11 protein-coding genes are annotated in these 21487 nt (G+C 70.4%); 7 read left to right on the top strand and 4 right to left on the bottom strand.

Annotated elements, in window-relative coordinates; translation table 11 throughout:
• Position 1: 1 nt before the first annotated feature.
• Positions 2-829, bottom strand: coding sequence for a TylF/MycF/NovP-related O-methyltransferase (locus tag OOZ19_RS02815; RefSeq protein ID WP_266088325.1), 828 nt, complete (start codon positions 827-829; stop codon positions 2-4).
• A gap of 363 nt (positions 830-1192) precedes the next feature.
• Here OOZ19_RS02815 and OOZ19_RS02810 point away from each other — a divergent pair, with 363 nt between their 5' ends.
• On the top strand, positions 1193-2353 hold the full coding sequence (locus tag OOZ19_RS02810; RefSeq protein WP_266087887.1) for a class I SAM-dependent methyltransferase: 1161 nt from the start codon (positions 1193-1195) through the stop codon (positions 2351-2353).
• Between the two features lie 217 nt (positions 2354-2570).
• Here the strand turns inward: OOZ19_RS02810 and OOZ19_RS02805 are convergent, their stop codons facing one another.
• Positions 2571-3560, bottom strand: a complete 990-nt coding sequence (locus OOZ19_RS02805) for an NAD-dependent epimerase/dehydratase family protein (protein WP_266087885.1) — start codon at positions 3558-3560, stop codon at positions 2571-2573.
• 751 nt (positions 3561-4311) lie between these two features.
• Here OOZ19_RS02805 and OOZ19_RS02800 point away from each other — a divergent pair.
• The 5 genes from OOZ19_RS02800 (at position 4312) to OOZ19_RS02780 (ending at position 17040) form a co-directional block, all read left to right on the top strand.
• Positions 4312-5286, top strand: coding sequence for a ParB/RepB/Spo0J family partition protein (locus tag OOZ19_RS02800; RefSeq protein WP_266087883.1), 975 nt, complete (start codon positions 4312-4314; stop codon positions 5284-5286).
• Positions 5287-5524: 238 nt separating this feature from the next.
• Complete coding sequence (locus OOZ19_RS02795; RefSeq protein ID WP_266087881.1) at positions 5525-6439, top strand: glutaminase; 915 nt, start codon at positions 5525-5527, stop codon at positions 6437-6439.
• A gap of 430 nt (positions 6440-6869) precedes the next feature.
• Positions 6870-7331, top strand: a complete 462-nt coding sequence (locus tag OOZ19_RS02790) for a DUF1707 SHOCT-like domain-containing protein (RefSeq protein ID WP_266087879.1) — start codon at positions 6870-6872, stop codon at positions 7329-7331.
• An 803-nt stretch (positions 7332-8134) separates the two neighbouring features.
• Positions 8135-8464 (top strand): condensation domain-containing protein, encoded by a 330-nt coding sequence (locus tag OOZ19_RS02785; RefSeq protein ID WP_266087877.1) that lies wholly within the window; start codon positions 8135-8137, stop codon positions 8462-8464.
• Positions 8461-17040, top strand: a complete 8580-nt coding sequence (locus tag OOZ19_RS02780) for a non-ribosomal peptide synthetase (RefSeq protein ID WP_266087875.1) — start codon at positions 8461-8463, stop codon at positions 17038-17040. Before OOZ19_RS02785 ends, OOZ19_RS02780 begins: the two co-directional genes overlap by 4 nt.
• Positions 17041-17276: 236 nt before the next feature.
• On the opposite strand, the gene OOZ19_RS02775 is transcribed toward OOZ19_RS02780, so the two are convergent.
• Complete coding sequence (locus OOZ19_RS02775) at positions 17277-18557, bottom strand: DUF1214 domain-containing protein (RefSeq protein WP_266087873.1); 1281 nt, start codon at positions 18555-18557, stop codon at positions 17277-17279.
• Between the two features lie 254 nt (positions 18558-18811).
• On the opposite strand from OOZ19_RS02775, the gene OOZ19_RS02770 reads away from it, so the two are divergent.
• Complete coding sequence (locus OOZ19_RS02770; protein WP_266087871.1) at positions 18812-20047, top strand: DUF1254 domain-containing protein; 1236 nt, start codon at positions 18812-18814, stop codon at positions 20045-20047.
• Here the strand turns inward: OOZ19_RS02770 and OOZ19_RS02765 are convergent.
• Entirely contained in the window at positions 20042-21388 is a 1347-nt protein-coding gene (locus OOZ19_RS02765; protein ID WP_266087869.1) for an MFS transporter, read from the bottom strand. The genes OOZ19_RS02770 and OOZ19_RS02765 overlap by 6 nt on opposite strands.
• Positions 21389-21487: the final 99 nt, after the last annotated feature.

The raw sequence follows: 21487 nt of genomic DNA, 5'->3' as shown, positions 1-21487 counted from the left end.
GTCAGGCACTGGTCTTGCGCCAGTAGACCCCGGTCCAGTCGATCTTCTCGATCGGCTCGGTGATGCCGCGTTCGGCGCGGAAGTCCTCCACCGCCCGCACGCACGGCTCGAGGCTGAAGTCGTCGACGATGCAGTACCCGCCGACCGACAGCCGGTCGTAGAGGTGGCGCAGCACGACGTCGGTGGACTCGTAGAGGTCGCCGTCGAGCCGCAGCACCGCGATCCGTTCGATCGGGGCCTGCGGGATCGTGTCCCGGAAGTAGCCGGGCAGGAAGCGGACCTGGTCGTCGAGCAGGCCGTAGCGCTGGAACCGGGATCGCACCTCCGCGAGGCCGATCGAGTGCGAGTACGGCATGGAGTCCAGGGACTGCTGTGCGAGCGGACTGGCGAACCGCTCGTCCGCGGGGTACTGCGCCACGTCGGGCGGTGGGAAGCCGTTGAACGAGTCGGCGACCCACACGGCGCGGTCCCGCACGTCCCACGCCCGCAGGACGCCCCGCATGAACATGCAGGTGCCGCCGCGCCAAACGCCGGTCTCCACGAAGTCGCCGGGAACGCCTTCGGCCAGCGCGCTCTCCATGCACTCGCGGACGTTGTCCAGCCGGTACCAGCCGAGCATGGTGTCGGCATCTTGGTGCGCGTAGCGGCCTTCCTCCAGGTCGGCCATCGTCGTGCTGTCGTCGGTGGCCCACGTCGGCTTCTCCAGCGGTTCGCCGAGGAAGACCTCGCCACCGGCGTACCGGGTCAGGCACCGCTTGAGCAGGTCGAGGTAGGCGTCCCTGCTGCCCGCTCCCGCGGATCCACCTGCAGGACCGGTCACCGAGGTCATGTCGTTCACCGATGGTCTCCTCGTAGCTGAGCTCCCCAGTGCACGCGAGCGGCTGGGCTCGCGGGGTACGGCGTCGATCCTTGGTAACGGGCGCGGGGGCGTCAACACCGGAGGCCGCGTTTTCCGTTGCACCACAGTCGATTGCGCGTTCCGATCGTTTCGGTGATCGGTTGCCGCGCGCGAGGGCCCTTCGGTAGCTTCAGCACCGGATCCCCGGTGCCGCGGCTCATGTGTGGAGGACACCCCGGCTCGGCCCGCGCCGCGGGGAACGCGGGAGATCGCCGGGTTCGCCGCCGGACCCGAATCGAAGCACTTCCGGCCCGGCCACGGAATTCCCTTGCCTTGAGGAGAAGGACGGTAAGCATGCAATCCAGCCAGGAAGCCGCACGGATCCGGAAGCTGATCCTGGCCGCAGGCGGTGGGGACGAGCGGATCCGGGAAGCGATCCGGGAGCTGGGCGAGGAATGGGTCGCGTCCGCGTTGCTGGACGAGCTGGTCCACCGGGCCGAGCTCGGCGCGATTCCGCAGCTGGCGCAACGTCCGATCACCGTGCGGTTCGAGCTCGGTCACGACGGTGCGACCACGCCGTGCTCCGTGCGCTCGGCAGGTGCGGAGACGGTGACCACGGTGGGCGACCCGGACGGCGACGAGACCGCGCACGCCACCGTGGAGCTCGACCTGCTGCAGCTCACCCGCGCGGTCTTCGGCCCGTGCGGCGCCGGAACCGCGGTGGATCGGCGGATCAGCTGGCGGGACTTCGAGGAGCCGGAGGCGCTCGCCGCCGACATGCACGTCCTGCCGGTGGTGCAGCACCTGCTCAGCGGAACCGTCGAGCAACCGATCGATCTGTCCGGCCTGTCGCTGCGGTACGGCTCGGACAAGTGGGGACTGCACTTCTACGCGCAGCACTACGAACGGCACTTCGGTCCGCTGCGGGACAGGCCGCTGGTCGTCCTCGAACTGGGCATCGGCGGCTACGACGATCCGGCAGCGGGTGGCGGGTCGCTGCGGATGTGGAAGCGGTTCCTGCCGCGCTCGCTGGTCTACGGGGTCGACGTCTTCGACAAGAGCCAAGTCGCCGAGCAGCGCCTGTTCACCGTCAGGGGAGACCAGGCCGACCCGGAGTTCCTCGAATCGCTGATCGCTGAGATCGGCCCGGTGGACATCGTCATCGACGACGGCAGCCACTACTGCCCGGACGTCGTCAGCACCTTCCGGACGCTGTTCCGGCACGTGGTGCCCGGGGGCCTGTACGTCATCGAGGATCTGCAGACGTCGTACTGGCCGGCCTACGGCGGCACTTCAGCGCGACCGGAGGATCCGGCGACGACGATGGGTTTCCTCAAGCAGCTGCTCGACGGGCTGCACCACGAGGAGTTCCTGCCCGCCGGTGCGCGCGAGCCTTCCGAGTTCGACCGGACCGTGGTCGGCGCGCACTTCTACCACAACCTCGTGTTCCTGGAGAAGGGTCGCAACGCGGAGGGAACGATCCCGCAGTGGGTCGGGCGCGAACGCCCGATCTGATCGGCGACCGCGTGGGTGCGTGCCCGTGCTGAGGGCGCGACGGGCCGGGCGGAACGAGCTGCGACCGGTGTCCCGTCAACGAGGAAACCGCTGCGGTTCCGCTGCACGACCGGCTACGAGCCGTTCCACGAGGAGTCCTACCGCCCGCGCACGTCCTGGCCCCGCTCGCCGTGAGACGCGTCCGTCGACTCGCGGCGAGCGGGTGCGCAGACCACGATCAGTCCGTTCGACCGGCGAGTGCGGACCGGTACCAGTGCACCGTCTCCGCCAAACCCTCCGCCAGCGGCCGGGGCGTGAAGTCGACCGCCGCGACGAGCCGATCGGTGTTGAGCTGGTGCCCCCTCGCCCCGGTCGGCTTGCTCCGGTCGAGTTCGATCCGCTCGTCGACGCCGAATTCCTTGAACAGCATCCGGGCGAGTTCGAGCAGCGTGACCGAACCGCCGCCGGCCACGTTGAAGGTGTCGTGCGCACCCGCGGCAGTCATCCCCAGCACCGCCTGCACGAGATCTCGCACGTGCACGAACGAGCGCCGCTGCTGCCCGTCGCCCCAGATGGTGATGGGCTCGCCGCTCGCGATCCGGCGCATCATCGCGGGGATCACTCGCTGCGCGCGGGGATTCGTGCCGTCCCCCGGGCCGTAGACGTTGCTCGGGCGGGCCAGCAGGATGCGCATCCCGAACTGCTTGCGGTAGGCGTCGGCCAGCAGCTCCGCGAAGATCTTGGAGAGCGTGTAGCCGTCCCCGTCGAGCGCCATCCTGGCTCGGTAGTCGTCCTCCTCCCGGACCGAGTCCGGCCGGTCCCCGGTGTAGATCTCCGCGGAGCTGAGCAGGACGACGGTCGGAATGCGGTAGTCCCGGGCGGCGTTGAGCACGTTCGAGGTGATCCTGATGTTGGAGTCGAGGATCGAGCCGAAGTTCTTCTCCTTGAACTCGCTGTTGCCGTCCAGCCCCGCGCAGTGGATCAGCGCGTCCGCCTCGGCAGCCGCGTAGCGGAACAGCGACTGCACCTCGATGGACGAGAGCAGGTCGGTCTGGATCTCCCGCACACCGCTGTCATTGATCGTCGTGGCTGGGCCGGTGTCGCGGTCGCGGTGCAGTGAGAGGACCCGGGCTCCCGCCGCTGCCAGTTCGCGGGTGAAATGCGTGCCGATGAACCCCCTGCCTCCGGTGACGATGACGGTCCGGCCATGCCAATAGCCAGTTCTCATGCCTATTCCTGAATCCCTCTTCGCGGAGACCGAGTGGGGGCATTCTGGCACGTGGTGAAAACTCGCGGGAAATTTTTTGGCCCCTGTTCCTGCTGCCGGGTGGTGCCGCGCAGGTACGGGGGTCGGCTTGTTCGACCGAACAGGGTGGACAGTCGAATGCCGGTAGCATTCGCCCCGGGGGAACTGTAGCAGCCCGGCCGGGTGCAGTTTCCGGTTCTGGGTGCGTCGCGACGGAGTCATGGGGATCGGATGGATGCATCGCCTCTTCCTGGAGGCGTGATCACCACGTATGATCGACCTGAGTGGAAGGTGGGGAGCGTGCCAGTCGAGAACGCCCGAAATGGTCTGTTCGGGGGATGGTGTCGCTCACCTCCAAGCTACAAGATCGGCCATGTCCGCCCGCGGAACACTGGGGTTTCAAGGGGTAGGTCCGCGACGATGCCGGTTGGCGCGCGCAGTGCCGGGATCACGCCCGGCGGGAACGGGGGTTTCGGTTCGGGCACGGTTCGCGCGTCGCCGGATTCACCGGACTGAGGTCCGGCGCGAACACCTGGTCGCAAATGTGAAATGAACAAAGAATCTCCTCGCTGTATTGCGAGGAGGAAATAATGATGCTCGCGCGAAATCGGTAGAGTACCTGGGGGTACTGGTGGCGGTGAACACTTTTGCTTTGGTGCGGCGCGAAAGTGCGGACGGTGCGCACTTTCCGCTGAAGGCGAATCTATCGGGATTCAGGGCGGCGCAGACCGACATGGTCTCGCTGGCGGACCTGCGATCCTTCGAGCCGATTCGCCTGGCCGGCGAGAACAAGAACCACACCCGGCTGCTGGCCGAGGTGAAGACGGCACTTCCTCCGATCGTGGTGCACCGGCCCACGATGCGGGTGATCGACGGGATGCACCGCCTGCGGGCGGCCGTGCTGCGGGGGCAGGACGAGATCGAGGTCCGGTTCTACGACGGCGACGACGAGGACGCGTTCGTGCACGCGGTGGAGGCCAACGTCGCACACGGGCTTCCGCTCGCCCTGAGCGATCGCACGGCAGCCGCGACCCGCATCATGACGGCTCGCCCGGAGTGGTCCGACCGCAAGATCGCCTCGGTGACCGGTCTGGCGGCGACCACCGTCGGGGCGATTCGTCGGCGCTCGTCGGAGAACGGTGCGCAAGTCACCAGCAGAGTGGGTCGGGACGGCCGGATTCGTCCGCTCAACGGCGTGGCCGGACGGGTGTTGGCCAGCGAACTGATGAAGGATCGTCCGGAGGCCCCGCTCCGGGAGATCGCGAAGGCCGCGGGCATCTCCCCGTCCACGGCGCACGATGTGCGGGAGCGGTTGCGCAGCGGTAAGAATCCCGTCCCGGCGCGGTTGCGCGCCGACGGGAAGGCGGGGCGCGTGCCGGAGTGCGAAGCGGCCCCGCGCGCGGCTGCGGAAGAGCGGCTGGCCGACGGGCGTCCGGGTGTCGACGGCAAGACGATTCTCACGGTGCTGAAGCGGGATCCGTCGCTGCGGTTCACCGAATCCGGGCGGGCGCTGCTGCGGTGGCTGGACGCGCACACGAGCGATGTCGAGCAGTGGAAGTCGCTGTTCGACAACGTCCCGCCGCATTGCAGCGGTGTCATCGCGGAACTGGCGCGTGGCGCGGGCAACGCCTGGCACCAGTTCGCGGAGCAGCTGGAACACCGCCCGGCGCAACCGGCTCGGTCCTCGTCGGCCTCCGCCTGCTCCTGATCCCGTCCGCACGCGGGCACGGCTGCGGCGGGGGATCGTCGCCGCAGCCCACGGGACCGAGGCGTCGTCACCGGCTCCCGCGCGGTCGGGGCCGGTGCCGAACGCCGCGGAACCTCCGGCAGGCGCACGTGCCGGAAGACATCCCGGCGACGGCCACGCGCTCGCGCCACCGAGGTCGCGAGCCCCGGTGGGCCTCCCCGTGCGGCTGGTTGCGGGGGCGATGACATGATCGTCCTTCGTGGACTTGGACCGGTTGCTCGGGCGGATCGTCGATGAGGTGGCTCCGCTGCGGGGAGCGGGGTCGGCCGCGGATTACATCCCGGCGCTCGCGCGGGTCGACCCGGGCCGTTTCGGTATCGCGTTCGCCGATCTCGAGGGTCGTGTGCACGGGGCCGGTGAGTGGGAGGCGCCGTTCTCGGCGCAGAGCATCTCGAAGGTCTTCACCCTCGCGCTCGTGCTGGCCGGTGGTGGTGACGAGTCGTTGTGGAGGCGGGTCGGGCGGGAGCCGTCGGGCAATGCGTTCAACTCGCTGGTCCAGCTGGAGCACGAACGGGGGATTCCGCGGAACCCGTTCATCAACGCGGGCGCGTTGACGGTCACGGACGAGCTGGTTTCGCTGGCGGGTGACGCCACCGGTGAACTGCTCGCTTTCCTGCGCGCCGAAAGCGGCAACCCGGACTTGCGGGTCGATGAGGAGGTGGCCGCTTCCGAAGCGGCCCACGGGGACCGCAACCTGGCCCTGACCCACTTCATGGCGTCCTACGGCAACATGCGCAACCCGGTGGCGACCGTGCTCGACCAGTACGTCCGGCAGTGCTCGATCGAGATGAGCTGCCGCGACCTGGCCCGCGCGGGGTTGTTCCTCGCTGCGCACGGCGTTCGGCGGGATGGTTCGGAGCTGGTCACGCGCAGGCAGGCGAAGCGCATCAACGCGATCATGCTGACCTGCGGGACCTACGACGCCGCCGGAGATTTCGCCTACCGCGTCGGCGTTCCCGGCAAGAGCGGGGTCGGTGGCGGGATCCTCGCGATCGTGCCGGGCCGGTGCGCGGTCGCGGTGTGGAGCCCGGGACTCGACGAGCGCGGCAACTCGGTGGCCGGTGTCGCGGCGCTCGACCACTTCACCACTTTGACCGGCTGGTCGGTCTTCTGACCTCCGCGGTGACCGACGGGTCGCGCGGGGCGCGAGCGGTGGTACCGACCCGGCGGGCCTGCCGGATCGGCTCGTAGTCCGTGATCGGGCGGCACGCACCACCCGCGGACGAGACCACGACCGGTAGCGCAGAAGGATTCAGTTCTGCAGCGACGCAATTCGTCGCTGCGTGAGCGAGTGCGTGCCGGGTAGGGACGTGGAAACCGGACCGGTTTCCACGAAAGGTCATCTGGTGAGCGAAGATGCTCCGAATTGCCCGGTAAGGGTTCGCCTCGCTTGCCGTGCGGCGAGCACGGGCCGGGCACTGCACGTGCCCGTAGCGTCAGAACCGGCGGTCGATGGCCGGTCAGCGTCGTCGCCGGGCTGTCAACCCCGATCTTCCGCCGTGAGTGGAACTGAGCTCCGTCCAGGCTTTGTACACTCTGCACCTATGGAAGGGCCATCAGACTCGGGACGGGTTCGCGCGTCACATGCAGACCGGACGGAAGCACAGCAACTGCTCGGGGACCACCTCGACGCCGGTCGCCTGAACTCGGACGAGTACGGGCAGCGCACAGCCGCCGCCTCGTGCGCGCGTACACGGGGAGAGATCCAGGCGTTGTTCCGCGAATTGCCGGATCCTCGTCCGCGATTCGGCGCACCCGGCACGCAGGCATTCAGTCCAGTCAAGGCATCCCCGCGGGGTGAGGTGGCTGCTGCTGTTCAGGACGATCAGCTGGTTCGTCACCTGAGGTACGGCGCGATTTCCGTCATGGTTCCGTGCGCGGTGTTCGGCGCAGGGGTGGGACTTGTCGAGTTCGGGGGCGAGCCGGCCGTCTTGCTCCTCGCCGCGGTCACGATCGCGGTGATTTACGGAGTACTCGCCTTCGTGGGTTATTTCAAACGCCGCTGAACCCCGTCCGCTGCCGCTGGCCACCACCGCCGATCAGGCCTGGCGGAACGGACCATCGAACTCGCCGAACAGGGTATCCGGGTCGTCGACCGGCCCTGCCGGTTCGCCGACGAGCTCGCCCGGCTCAGCTGCGGCCGACACCCCGGACCGAACCGGGAGCAGAACTGGCCGACGAGGACCACAGCGCTCGCCCCGGCCGCGCCACCGTTTCACCTGCTAGCGCCGCACCCGCGAAATCAACGCCGTTCCAGTCCGCGCCGGCTTCGTCAGCCACTGGCACGTTGACTGCGCGCCCCCAACGGAGAAGGCGCCGGTTCCACGAGTGGGAGCAGTGCGGTCAGCGGGCAGGTGAGCGACCACGAGCGGGAGGCGAGGAAGGCCACCGTCGCAAGGTGATCGCCAACGGCACGGCGTGGAACTCGGCCGCGCAGCTGAGATGCGTGTGGTCGGGTCGATTCGCCGCGCGCAAGACCGTGCCGAAGGGCGTCTCGGCGTGCACCGCGGCAAGAACCCTGCTGCGGTGGCCTGATCAACACTCGATCCGCACGTCCCGGCACCGTGGATGATCGTCGCTCGCATGAAAGACCTTCCGGACGAGATGTGCCTTCCGCCGCGGGTGCGGCACCGCGCGCGTGCGCGGCAGCGGTGTCGGTCCGGCCGGGCTCTCCGAGCGGAGGCGACTGGCTTGCGGGCGGCAAAAGGAACTTCGGGCAGACTTCGACCGCGGCCATCGACTCTCTCGAACCAGCGGTGTTTGACTGATCTAGACAGGTAGCAGGCGTTTCCTGGAAAGGCCGCCCTCGATGCACGTGTCCGCCCCGTTGTCGTCCGGGCAACAGCGCCTTCGGATCGCCTCACAGCTGGACGGCGCCGACCCGGCCTGCAACGAGACCTTGGCGTTCGCCTTGCGGGACCCGCTCAACCGCGAGGCGTTGCGCCGAGCCTTCCCCCGCACCGTCACCGAGGTGGCCGGGCAGCCGCACGAAGCCGCCGAGCTGCGGCGCGCCGACCCGTCCGAGCCGTTCGACCTGGCGCGCGCCCCGCTGGCCAGGACCCGGCTGCTGACCGCTGGCGAGAGTGCTGCGCTGCCCCGGGGCGCGGAGCTGATCACGGCCGAGCTGGAGGCCCGATGACCTCGATCGCCCACCGCGTCCACGACCGGGCCGTGCGCCACCCGGACGCCGTCGCCGTTTCCGACGGCTCCCGTCGGCTCACCTACGCGGAGCTGGACGCCGGCGCTGCTGCCGTCGCGGAATCGTTGTCCCACAAGGGGTTTCGTCCGGGTGACGCGATCGCCGTGGGCCTGCCGCGCTCGGCGGAGCTGGTGCAGGTCATGCTGGGCGTGCTGCGCTTGGGCGGCCAGGTCGTGCCGCTGGACCGGCAGAGCCCACCCGCGCGCCGCGACGTCATCCTCGCCGACGCGAACGCGGCTGCCGTCGTGCACGACGGGCTACCTGGCCTGGCCCCGCTGCCGCCCGGCGAACTGCTGACTGAGAAGGCCGAAGCCGGCCCCCCGGCCGCGCCCGCCCCTGCCTCGTTCCTCTTCTACACCTCCGGCACCACCGGTCGGCCCAAGGGCGTCGAGGTGCGTGACGCGGGCGTCCTGCGGCTCGCTGATCCCGGCTGGCTCGACCCCGGCACCCGGTTCGCCTGCCTGGCCAACCCCGCCTTCGACGCCATCAGCTTCGAGGTGTGGGTGCCGCTGCTGACCGGTGGCACCTGCGTCGTCCTCGACGACGAAACCGTCCACGACCCGCGGGTCCTCGCGGACGCACTCGTCGGCGAGCGCATCGACACGATGTTCGTGACCGCGACGCTGTTCAACGCGGTCGCCGAGGCCGTGCCGGACAGCTTCGCCACCGTGCGCCGGGTCCTCATCGGTGGGGAGCAGCTCAACGCTTCGCTGATCCGCCGCTGGTACCGGGCCAATCCGGACGCACCGACCCGGCTGCAGAACGGCTACGGCCCGACCGAGACGACGACCTTCGCGCTCAGCCACCCGATCCCGCGCGACTTCGACGGCGACGTGGTGCCGATCGGTCGCCCGCTGCCGGGCACCAGCGCGGTCGCGGTGACCGAAGAAGAACGGGTTGCGGGCGTCGATGAGGTCGCCGAGTTGTACCTGGCCGGGGCCGGGGTCGCCATCGGCTACCGCGGCCTGCCCGAGGAAACCGGGCGGCGGTTCGTCCGGCTGCCGTGGTTCGACGACGGCCGCGCGCAGTTCTACCGCACCGGCGACCTGGTTCGCGTTCTGCCGGAGGGCCGGTTCGCCTACGCCGGGCGAACAGATCGGCAGGTGAAGGTCCGCGGGTTCCGGATCGAGCCGGGCGAGCTGGAACAGCGGCTGCTCGCGCACCCGCAGATCCGGCAGGCGCACGTGGCCGTCCGCCGCGCGGCCACCGCTGAGCTGCTCGCCTTCGTCGTGACCGACGACTTCTCCTTCGACGCCTTGGAAGCGCACCTGAACGCGAGTGTGCCGTCCTACATGCGCCCGCACCACGTGTTCCGCATCGAGGAGCTGCCCCGGAACGCGAACGGGAAGGTCGACGAAGCCGCCCTGCTGGCGGGCGGATTCTCGCCGTGGCGGCCGGACACCGGCGGTGCGGCGACACCGTGGCAACGCGAAGTCCTGGACGGCGTGGAGGACGTCCTCGGCATCACCGGCCTCGGACCCGGTGACACGTGGCTGCGATCCGGGGGCGACTCGCTCAAGGCACTGCGGCTGCGATTCGCGATCCGCGAACGCTGGGGCGCGGACCTGGCGCCTTCGGTGGTGCAGCGGGGCTCCTTTTCCGACCTCGCCTCCGCCGTCGCGGTGGCGGGACGGGCGGAGTACCCGGCCGCGGGTGCGCCGACGAACGCGACGACTGCTTCGGCGACCAGCGAACAACAGCGGATTTGGCTGCTGCAGCAACGCGATCCCGCATCCACGGCCTACCACGTGCCGCTCGCCTTCCGGGTCACCGGCGAGCCCGACGTCGACGCCCTGCGCCGGGACGTGCGCGGCCTAGTGGCGCGGCACCCCGCGCTGCGCACCGCTTTCGCGGCGACGCCCGAGGGTCTGCGGCAGGTGGCGAAGGAGCCGTACGACCCGTGGACCGAGGCGGACGAGGACTTCTTCACCGCGCCGTTCGACCTGACCGCGGGCCGGCTGCTGCGGGCGGCCTGGCGGCCGGAGCCCGGGGGAGGAACGCTCCTGCTGTGTCCGCATCACATCGCGGTCGACGGCTGGTCGCTGAACGTCCTGTTCCGCGAGCTCTCCGGCGAGCAGCCGCATGACGGGCACACGCCACTGGACTTCGCCGGATGGCAGTCCCGGTGGTTCGCCTCCTCCGGCTACCGCGCCCGGCGGGACGCGCTGACCGCCTGGCTCGACGACGACGCGCTCCCCACTGGTGAAACATCGCTCGCCGGGCGGCTGCGGACTACCACGATCGGGCGCGAGCGCGTCGATGAATGGGCCGGAGAGCTGGGTCTGACCCGCTTCCAGCTGCTGCTGGGCGTGTTCGCCTGGAGCCTCTACGCCGTGACCGGGCGGACCGGGCCCCGGATCGCCGCACCGGTGGCCAACCGGCCCGTGCGGGAGTTCGAGGACTGCGTCGGGATGTTCGCCAACACCGTGCGGCTGCCGCTGTCGGTGGCCCCGGACGAAGACCTGGAGACCCAGCTGCGCCGGTTCGGCGAAGCGTCGGGCGCGGCGCTGGACCACCAGGACGTCGCGTTCGCCGATCTCGATCCCGGGCAGGCGGCCTTCGACTACCTATTCGTGCTGGAGAACACCGACTTCGGCGCGCTGCGCCTGCCCGGCTGCTCGATCAGTCCGCAGTGGACCGAGGCGGCCGAGGCCAAGTGCGCACTCACGCTGTCGGTCGTGGAACGGCCGGAGGGCTTCGACTGCCTCTGGGAGTACGGCGAAGGCCACTTCACCGAAGTCGAGGCGGAGGCCCTCGGCGATGTCTTCGGCCGCGCCCTCACCGGAACCGCGCGGACCCCGGCCGAACTGGCCGAGCCGTACCGCCGGGACCTGCCCGACCACGGCCGCGGCGAGGCGGCGGAGCTCGCGTGGGACACCATGGCGGAAGGCTTCGCGCGGCAGGTCGCGCGCACTCCCGAGGCCCCGGCGCTCACCGGCGACACGACGCTGTCCTACGCAGAGCTGGACGCGCACGCGGCACGGCTGGCCGTCGTCCTCCCCGACGACGCCACCGACATCGCGCTGTACTTCCGGCCGTCCGCCGAGCACATCGTCGCGCTCCTCGCGCTCGCGCGGCTGAACATCACCGCCGTGCCCCTGGACCCCGCCTACCCGGCCGCGTTGCTGAGCGACGTCCTCAGCCGGGTCCGCCCGCACTACGTCCTGCTCGCCCCCGGCGACGCGGATTCGTTCGACGCGATCGACACCGGTGTCGAACGGCGGTTCGTCACGCTCGCCGAAGGGCCGGTGCCGGATGTTCCCGCCCGGTATGCCGGCTGGCCGCTCTACGCGCTGTTCACCTCGGGCTCGACCGGTACCCCCAAGGGCGTGCGCGTCCCGGATCGCACCCTGGCCAACCTGATCCAATGGCAGGACGCGCCACCCGCGGCGACCCAGCAGTTCTCGATGCTGTCGTTCGACGTGTCGTTCCAGGAGATCTTCACGACCCTTTGCGGGGGCGGCCACCTGCATCTGGTTCGCCCGGAGTGGCGCCACGACGGTCCGGCACTGCTAGCGCAACTGGAAACAGCCGGGATCGAACGGATCTTCCTGCCCTACGTCGCGCTGCAACTGCTAGCCGAGCACGGCGACCGGCTCGGGCTTTACCCGTCGCGGTTGCGGGACGTGATCACCGCCGGCGAGCAGCTGGTGTGCACCCCGGTGATCCGCCGCTGGTTCGCCGGACTGCGGGGCGCCCGCCTGCACAACCACTACGGCCCGACCGAGACCCACGTCGTGAGCGCGCTGGTGCTCGACGGTGATCCCGAGGACTGGCCCGAGCGTCCTGCCATCGGCCGTCCGGTGGCGAACGCGGTGCTGCGGGTCGCCGACGCCACGGGCGCGCCCTTGCCGCAGGGGCGGGCCGGTGAGCTGCTCATCGGCGGTCTCGCCGCGAACCGGTGCTACCTCGGCGAAATCGCGGAAGAGAGGTTCGCCGAACTTCCCGAGCTCTACTACCGCAGCGGCGACCTCGCGCACTTCGACCGCGCCGGGCTGCTGCACTTCGACGGGCGCACCGACCGGCAGGTCAAAGTCAGCGGGCACCGCCTCGAACCGGGGCAGGTCGAGGCGGCGCTGCTGCGGCACCCCGATGTCGTCAACGCGGTCGTCGCCCCCGAAGGCGAGCGGCTGGCCGCCTATCTGGAGTGCCGCCGGACGCCGACCGCGGCGGAGCTGGTAAATCACCTCCTGCCGCTGCTGCCGCCCCACGCGCGGGTCGACCGGTTCCGCGTCGTGGCCACCCTCCCGCGCACGCCCAGCGGGAAGCTCGACCGGGACGCCGCCGCGCGCACGCCCGGCGACGATCTCCACGGGACGTCCGCGCTCCCGTCGAACGAGCTCGCGGCGCTGTTCGAGGAGGTGACCGGCGCGCCGATCGGCCTCGACGAGACGTTCTTCGCCGCCGGCGCCACCAGCCTCGCGCTGATGCGGTTCCACCTGCGCTGCGCCGAGGCGGGATACCGGTTCACCGCCGCCGATCTCTTCGAGCACACCACCCTCCGGGATCTGACCCGGTACCTCGAAGACCACCGGGCACAGGTCATGGGCTCTGCCGGGGAACCTGTCGGCGCCGACGAGCCGGTGGCGGTCATCGGCATGGCCGTGCGGGCGCCCGGAGCACCGGACCTGGCCGCGTTCTGGGACATGGTCCGGGACGGCCGCCGGGGCATCGAGGAGTTCCCCGCCGCCGACGGCCTGGTCGGCGCGCGCAGCATGCTCGACGCGCCGCTGGCGTTCGATCCGGATCACTTCGGGATCAGCCACCGCGACGCCGCGATCATGGACCCGCAGCAGCGGCAGTTGCTGATGTGCTGCGTCGAAGCTCTGGCACACGCGGGTATCGACGGATCCCAGGGCCGGACCGGGATCGTCGCGTGCTGCGGTGAGAACACGTACGTCCGGAAGATGCTGCGCGAGGCCGACCCGGCCGCGATACCGGACGACTTCCAGCTCGCCCTCCACCACGAGAGGGACTTCCTCGCCACGAAGGTCGCCTATCACCTCGACTTGACCGGACCTGCGCTGACGACCCAGACGGCGTGTTCGAGTTCGCTGGTCAACGTGCACCAGGCTGCCGGGATGCTTCGCGCGGGCGAGGCGGACGTGATGCTGGCCGGTGGCGTGTTCGTCGACATCACGCTGACCGAGGGATACCGGTACCGGCCGCAGCACATCTTCTCCTCCGACGGGCACTGCCGCCCGTTCAGCGACGACGCGGACGGCACGGTGGGCGGAAGCGGCGTCGGCATCGTGGTGCTGAAGCCATTGCGGGCAGCTCGCCGCGACGGCGACGCGGTGTATTCGGTGATCACCGGTTCCGCGCTGACCAATGACGGCGCGGCGAAGCAGGGCTACACCGCGCCATCACCGGCCGGGCAGCGGGAGGCGATCCGGGCGGCGCTGCGCCGGGCCGGGCGCTCCGGTGCCGATGTCGGGTACGTGGAGGCGCACGGAACCGGGACGCGCTTGGGCGATCCGATCGAGGTCTCGGCGTTGCGCGGGGCGTTGGCCGAGTCCCGGGGTTGCGCGATTTCGTCGGTGAAAAGCCAGATCGGGCACCTGGGCACGGCGGCAGGCGTAGTGGGCCTGATCCGCGCGACGTTGGCCGTCCATCACGGCGTGTTCCCACCGACGGTCGATTTCCGCGCCCCCAACCCGGCTCTGGAGCTGGGGCCGTTCCGCGTGCCGACGCGAGCCGAGCCGTGGCCCACGGGTCCGCGGGTGGCCGGAGTGAGCAGTTACGGCATTGGTGGGACCAACGCCCACGTGATCGTGGAATCGGTCCGGCCGGTACCGCCGCAGCACCCCGACCCCGTTCGGTGCCTGGTACTTTCGGCGCACAGCGCGGAAGCATTGCGCGCCGAGGCGAGGCGCGTGGCGGCGTACCTGACGATACGCCCCGAGTCCTACGTGGACGTTCTCCGGCACTTGCAGTCGGGCCGCCCGCTCGGCCGCTGGCGCCTGGCGGCGGCATGCGAGGACGCGGCCACCGCGGTCGGCTGGCTGCGCACCGCCGAGCCACAGCAGGTGCTCGAGCCGCCCAGTCCCGCCCACTCCCGCCAAGGCGCCACGCTGCCTCCCGCCGCGCTGGCCGCCGCCTGGCTGGCCGGGACACCCGTCGACTGGGGCCGCTCCACCGCCCCGGCACCGTGGGACTTCCCCCCGCCCGCCTTCGCGGTGCGAGACTTCGATTTCCCGCGGCGGCCCGCCGTCCAGCGGCGCCCCGAAAACGACTGGTTGCACCAGCCCACCTGGGTCCGGCTCCGCCGGGCCACGCCCGCTACCACCCGTGCGGACCGCATCCTCGTCATCTCCGGCGAGGGCCCGCTCACCGCGCCCGCCCTCGACGCCGCCTACCAGCGCGTCGTGCGGGTGCGCGCCGCCGCCGGGTTCGCCGTCCTCGGCCCCGACGACTTCGAAGCCGATCCGGCCGACACCGCATCGCTGCGCCAGGTTCTCGACGCACTGCCCGCCACCGGGATCGACTGGCTGCACACCCTGCCGCTCGGGATCACCGGGCCCGTCGCCGAAGCCTCTCTCGCCCGAGCGGGTTGGGCGTGCCTGGACACCCCCGTCGCCCTCCTGCGGGCCGTTCGCGACCGGCCGGTGCGGACCTGGTGGATCTCCACCGGTGCCGCGCCAGTCAACACCACCGTCACGCGTCCCGAAGCCGGGCTGCTCGCCGGGGTGAGCACCGTCGGGTCGCAGGAAAGCGGAGTGCCCGGCCACTGGGTCGACCTTCCCGACTCCGGACTGGACCTCCTCGCCGGTCTGCTCACCGGGCCGAGGCCACCGGAGAAGGTCGCCCTGCGGGCCGGGTTCTGGTGGGCGCGGGACAGCGCGCCGGTCGCCGCCGAGGAACCGGTCGTCGGCGACGGGACCTACCTCGTCCTCGGCGGCACCGGCGGCATCGGGACCGCCGTCGCCGAGGTGCTGCTCACGCGCACCCGCGGCACGGTCGTCCTGCTGGCGCGGCGGCCCCGCCTGCCCGAGGCGCTCAAGCCGTGGTCGGACCGGGTCGACCTGCTGGCCGCCGACCTGACCACCATCACCGCAGACGAGATCGACGGCCACCTCGGCACCCCGCTGGCGGGGATCGTGCACGCGGCCAGGGGGTCCGCCAGCGGTCCCATCACCACTCGCGACCAGGCCGCCAAGCTCGCCGGGGCCCTGCTCACGGAGCGGCTCATCGAACGCCACCGGCCCGCGTTCGCCGTCTACTGCTCGTCGCTGTCCGCCGAGTTCGGCGGGACCGGTCAGGTGGACCACGCCGCCGCCAACGGGTTCCTCGACGCGCTCGCGCACCGCGACGGCCCGACCGCCCGGCTCTCGATCGACTGGGACGTCTGGCGCGACACCGGCGTGGCCGTCACGGCACTGGAAACCGATGACCGGCACCAGGCGCACCTGGCGGTCGGCCTGAGCGCCGAAGAGGCCCGGCGTACCTTCGCCCGCGCACTGGGGGCCGGGTTGCCGCAGCTCCTGGTCGCCACGGCCGGGCTTGACGCCGCGCGGAAGTTCCACGAACGCGACACCGCACCGGGCACACCGGTTGCACCGGAACCGGCCAGGGACGCCGAAGCGGAGCTGACCGGGGAGGTGCGCGCCCTGCTGGGCGTCGCCGAGCTCGACCCGGACGTGCCGCTGTACGACCTGGGCGCCGATTCCCTGATGCTGCTGGACGTCGTGGAATCGGTGAAACGCCTTTTCGGCGTCGACCTCAACCTCGCTTGGCTGGGCCCGGAAGTGACGATGAACGCGTTGCTGGCGGAACTTTCCGCGGCGGGCGACACCGGCGAAGTGGTGGTGCAGGTGTGGCGGGACGGCACGAGTCGAGACGCCGTGTGCCTCGTGCACCCGGTCGGCGGCGACGTCCACGCCTACCGCCCGCTCGTCGACGCCCTGCCCCGCGAAATCGGCGTGTGCGTGATCGCCGACCCCGCGCTGAGCCGACCGGAACCGCCCGGCTGGCCGATCGCGGACCGGGCTCGCCGCTACCACGAGGCGCTGCAGGCGCGGTTACCCGGCCGCGCGTGGCAGCTGGCCGGCTGGTCGTTCGGCGCCTGGGTGGCGGCCGGCATGGCTGCCGAAGCCGAGGCGGCTGGGCAGCCGGCGCGGGCCCTGCACCTCATCGACCCGCCACCGCCCGGCACGAGCGCCGCCGACTACAGCGACGCGCAGCTGGAGGCGATGTTCGAGCGAGAACTCGGCACTTCCAGCGGCACGGCGGTCGAACACGCCCGGCGGTTCGTTCTCGCGTGCCGAGCCAACCTGCGCAGCATGACCGGCCACGAGCTGCCGTGCCTGGCCTCGACCCCCAGCTACGTCTGGCTGGCCACGGAACCGGAACCCGGCCTGCCGATCGCCGATCGCGACGGCTGGCGCACCCTCCTGCCTGAACCGAGCCACTGGCGCGAACTGCCCGCCACGCACTACAGCATCGTGCGCGCGCCGCACATCACCTCCATTGCCGCGGCGATCGCCCCGGCCACCGGCTCGCCTGACCTGGGGTAATCCGAGTCGGACTCGGGAGGGCGAGAGGTGCCGGTTGGTGTGGTGCGGTCATGGTCGAGGTCGCATGCTCGTAGGGCGATTGCGGCGCGGTGACGGGCGGTTCCGGTGAGCGGGCGCGGTGTGAGGGTGTCTACTGCGGGGTCATTTCCGGTGGTGGCGGCGATGTGTCCGGGCGGAATCGTATGGGCAGTAGGGCGTATGCCCCGACATGTCGCTGCGGGTGGTGAGCGGAGAGTTCAGGGCATCTTTCGCATGGGCTTCGGGATTACGGGTGGTGGATCCCACTCCGTGGTCGCCGGTCGGTAGAGCCTGAGCATCAGCCGGAACGGACCCGCAGGCACTGGAAGCCAGTTCGCCGTCGTGTCAGGTCGCGCGGCGCTGATCTCGAGAGTCAGCGATCCGTCCGGGCGGTACGTGAGCCGGGGCGTGCGGTCGCCAATGGCATACCGGCCGGTTTCGTTGGCCACCAGCAGGCCCTTCGCGTGGTAAGCGGTCAGCGACCAGAACGCCCGGGCCGGGGGCAGCGATCCCGCCTCGAAGGTCAGCCGGTAATCGTGCACGCTGCCGTCGAGGAGGTCTCGGTTGGAGTCGACCTCGCACACCGGGTACAGCGCTTCGGCGACGGGATTGATGAAGATCTGCGAGTGGGCCACGGCGGCCCGCAAAAGGTGGTCTCCGCCGAAATCGGTTCCGGTGTCGTTGATCGCCCAGCCGTTGGCGGGTCGGCCGAGTCCGCGTACGTGTGCACGGATGTCCTGAAGCCCGTGCCTCAAACCGTCGGCGGATTCTGGCGGAGAGGGGTTGTCCAGCAGTCGCGATCGGGTCAGCGTCCGCTGGAGGGGTTCGTCGACGAGCGCGGGGTCGGCGTCGTCCAGGACCTGTCGGAGCGCGCGGGCGAAAGCTTCGGGCTCTGTGGTTTCGGCCTGGCGGGACAGGCGGGCGAGGCTCAGGTCGCCGGTGGGCGGCGGCGCATCGCTGACGGGCAGGCGCCGCAGCTCGATCGCGTCCTGCAGTCGATGAGTGGCGTCGAGCGCGTCGTCCGATGCCTCCGGTTCGACCAAGATCCGCCCGACGACCATGACGTAGCGCCACCAGGTGCGGAGCCGGACCTCGTCCTCGGTGACCTCGAGTCGGTCCGGTCCGCCTGCGATCGAGACCACGGGCAGGCGTTCGCCCGGCGCCGACGCGCTGATCGTGATCGGGGTGCTGGTGTCGGGCAGGGCGAGTTGGAAGCTTGCGTATCGGGGGCCGAAGTCGGGAAACCGCAGGGTGAAGTCGTTGTGCCGGACGTCTAGCCAGGCGACCGAGTAGAGGGTGTCGACGTTGGGGGCGACGCCGACGGTCAGCGTCGGATCGGAGAGTCGGCGCTGATGTCCGAAGGCGTTCAGCGGGGCACCTGCGGAGTTGAGCGGTCGCTTCGCGTTCGGGTCCAGCGGCTGGGTGAAGTTGAGGCGCACCCGCTGGGCGAAGACGAGGGGGTAGGCCCACACCTGGACCGCCCGCGCGGCCTCGTTCAACGTCGTCGTTCGTTCACCGGCCACGCACGCCTCCCTACTGATTTGAACTTGGTTCAATTACTATATCCGAACCGCGCCCCGCTCTTGCTGAGCGGAAGCGCGATATCGGCGGCACGACGGCACGGGAGGTGGGTGGGGTTATGGGTCCGCTCGGTTATGACACGAATGATCTGCCCCAGGTCGGGAGATCCGCGAGTGACGACATCCTCCCCGTCGAGCAGGGGAGTCGCGCGTCCTGGATCGAGGCACTGGGTGTGCAGGCCGCGATCTACGCCACGCCCGCAGTGCTGCAGTACGCGCAGATGTCGGAGCAGGTGCTCCGTCCTGGCGCGCCGGGACGGGTGGCCTCGTTCATCCACGAGCGCATCCCGGCCGGCCCTGAATTCCACGCTTTTCGGGCGCCCAATGTGGACACTCTCTACTCCAACGCCTGGGTGCGCCTGGGTGCGGAGCCGGTCGAGCTTCGGCTCCCGGACTTCGGAACGCGCTACTTCACCGTCCAGGTGGTCGATGCCTACAGCAACTCCATCAACATCAGCGCCCGGACCTTCGGCTCGGCCGCGGCGTGCTATTGGCTGGTCCCGCCCGACTGGTCGGGAGACGCGCCCGATGGCGTCACCGTCGTGCGGGTGGCGACCACCATCACCTGGTTGTTGCTGCGAATCCAGGTGCTGGACGGTGACCTCGACGTGGTCCGGGAGTTGCAGGACGAGGTCAGCTTGACGGGCGGTGAAACCGGTGACGCTCTCGGTCCCGTCGTGGGCGCCGACGAGGTGGAGGCGGACTGGCGCGCCTTCTTCCGGGCGTTCGACGCGGTGCTGCGCCTCAACTCCTTCCCGCGCGACGAATGGGCCCATGTGCGCCAGTTCCGGGGACTCGGGTTGCTCGGGCCGAAGCCCTGGGATCCGGACGCGCTCGACGTGGCAACAGTGGGAGCGCTGGAGCGTTCCTTCGCCACCGCTCAGTCCCTGCTCCGCTCCTCGCGCCCCCAACTGGGCATTGCCACCGGAACGGGGTGGACGCGAGTCCTCGACAAGGGGGCGCATGGGCACAACTTCCTCGCCCGTGCGGTGATGAACCACGTCGGTCTCGGTGCGAACGTCGCGGAGGAGAACACGTCGTTCAACACGCACGTGGACTCCACCGGGCAGAGGCTGGCCGGTCGCAGCGGACCTTACGTCCTCGAATTCGCCGGGCAGCCACCGCAGACCGCGTTCTGGAGCGTGACCCTCTACCGCGCCGAGACGGGGCGGCTCCACGCCAACCCCGTCCGCCGCCATGCCCTGGGCAGCGCCGCGCTCGCCGGTGACGGGGGACCGGCGCGGCTGGTGATCAGCCACACCGATCCCGGTGCCGCGAACTGGCTTCCGTGTCCGGAGGGCGAGTTCTACCTGATCCTGCGCATCTACTCGCCCGGTCAGGAGGTCGTCGCGGGATCCTGGCTGCCCGCTGCGGTGCGTCGAGGAGCGGGCGCGGCGGACGGCCTATGACCGAACCGGCGGGGAGTCCGGCTCGTCGGCAGCCGGGCTCTCCTCCGCGGGCATGTCCTGGTGCGAGGTCTCCTGCATCGTCGCGACGACGATCAGACCCACCAGCGCGGCGAAGACCGCGTAGAACGCCGGAGAGATCGTGAGTCCGGTGACCTTGACCAGCCCGGTCGCGATCAGCGACACGAGTCCCGTCCCGATGACCCCGCCCACGTTGAAGCCGAGCGAGATCCCGGTGTAGCGCACCCTGGTCGGGAACAGCTCGCTGTACTGCGTGTAGACCACGCCCTGCTGGATGCTGAACGGGATGTTGAGGACCAGTGCGGCGACGATGGCCAAGATGAGCGAACCTTGCTGCATCACCCAGAAACAGGGGATCGCGAGCAGGACGAACCCCGTCATCGCGCCGGCGAGGACGCGACGTCGACCGAGGCGATCGCTCAGGGCGCCTGCCCACGGAATGGCCGCCAACGGCATGAGCACGATCAGGACGATCAGCCACAGCGACCCGGTCAGCGGGTAGTTCAGGACCGCCGAGAGATGGACGAGCAGGTAGACCGACGCGATCCCACCGGTGGTCATGGTCGAGTACGCGATGCCGACGACTCGGAGGACGGAGGCCTTGTGCGTCCGGAGCACTTCCGTCACGGGCGCTTTGGGGGGAGCCGAGTTCTTGGCCATCTGCACGAACATCGGGGAGTCCTCGACCCGCATCCGATAGAGGACGGCAGCCACTAGGAGGGGCGCGGCGACGAGGAACGGTACGCGCCAGCCCCAGCTGCTCATCTGCTGCGTGGACGTGAGGGCGCTCAGGACCGCGACGGTGCCCGCGGCACTCGCGATGCCGAGCGAGATTCCGATCGAGGTCGCGGAACCGAACAGCCCGCGCCGCCGGGAGGGGGCCGACTCGGTCGACAGCGAGGCGGCCCCGCCGATTTCGCCCCCGGCGGCGAGCCCCTGGACGATGCGCAGGAGCGTCAGGAGGATGGGCGCCCCGATGCCGATCGAGGCGTAGGTCGGCAGCATTCCGGTCAGCATCGTGGCCGTCCCCATCACCGCGACGGTGGCCATGAGCACGGCCTTGCGGCCGCGCCGGTCACCTATGCGGCCGAAGATCAACCCGCCGACGGGCCGGGCCAGGGCCCCGGTGGCGACCACCCCCAGCGTCCCGAGCAGCCCGACGAGGCTGTCGCCCGCGGGGAAGAAGAGCGGCGCCAGGACGACCGCGAGGTAGCCGTAGATCGCGAAGTCGTAGTACTCGATGGCCGTTCCGGCTGACGCTGCCACGCTGGCACGGCGGGCCAGGCGGTCGCGGTCGCGATCGCCCATTGCTTGTGTCGACATCGGCGCTCCTTTGCGCTCTGCAACGACCGTCGCAGTCGTTTGGCCGCAGTGCCGATAAGGTAGACATGAATTGACGTCAGTTCAACTAGCTCCGCGAGG

Origin of the sequence: Saccharopolyspora sp. NFXS83 (genome assembly GCF_026241095.1) — a bacterium.
Taxonomy (GTDB): Bacteria; Actinomycetota; Actinomycetes; order Mycobacteriales; family Pseudonocardiaceae; genus Saccharopolyspora_C.
This window is presented reverse-complemented; position numbering and strand designations above follow the sequence as displayed.

What these genes read in the sequence shown, in the direction of transcription:
- OOZ19_RS02805 (WP_266087885.1), bottom strand. Translation starts at nt 3,560, where the DNA reads ATGAGAACTGGCTATTGGCATGGCCGGACCGTCATCGTCACCGGAGGC.
- OOZ19_RS02815 (WP_266088325.1), bottom strand. Translation starts at nt 829, where the DNA reads ATGACCTCGGTGACCGGTCCTGCAGGTGGATCCGCGGGAGCGGGCAGC.
- OOZ19_RS02810 (WP_266087887.1), top strand. Translation starts at nt 1,193, where the DNA reads ATGCAATCCAGCCAGGAAGCCGCACGGATCCGGAAGCTGATCCTGGCC.
- OOZ19_RS02780 (WP_266087875.1), top strand. Translation starts at nt 8,461, where the DNA reads ATGACCTCGATCGCCCACCGCGTCCACGACCGGGCCGTGCGCCACCCG.
- OOZ19_RS02790 (WP_266087879.1), top strand. Translation starts at nt 6,870, where the DNA reads ATGGAAGGGCCATCAGACTCGGGACGGGTTCGCGCGTCACATGCAGAC.
- OOZ19_RS02800 (WP_266087883.1), top strand. Translation starts at nt 4,312, where the DNA reads ATGGTCTCGCTGGCGGACCTGCGATCCTTCGAGCCGATTCGCCTGGCC.
- OOZ19_RS02785 (WP_266087877.1), top strand. Translation starts at nt 8,135, where the DNA reads ATGCACGTGTCCGCCCCGTTGTCGTCCGGGCAACAGCGCCTTCGGATC.
- OOZ19_RS02765 (WP_266087869.1), bottom strand. Translation starts at nt 21,388, where the DNA reads ATGTCGACACAAGCAATGGGCGATCGCGACCGCGACCGCCTGGCCCGC.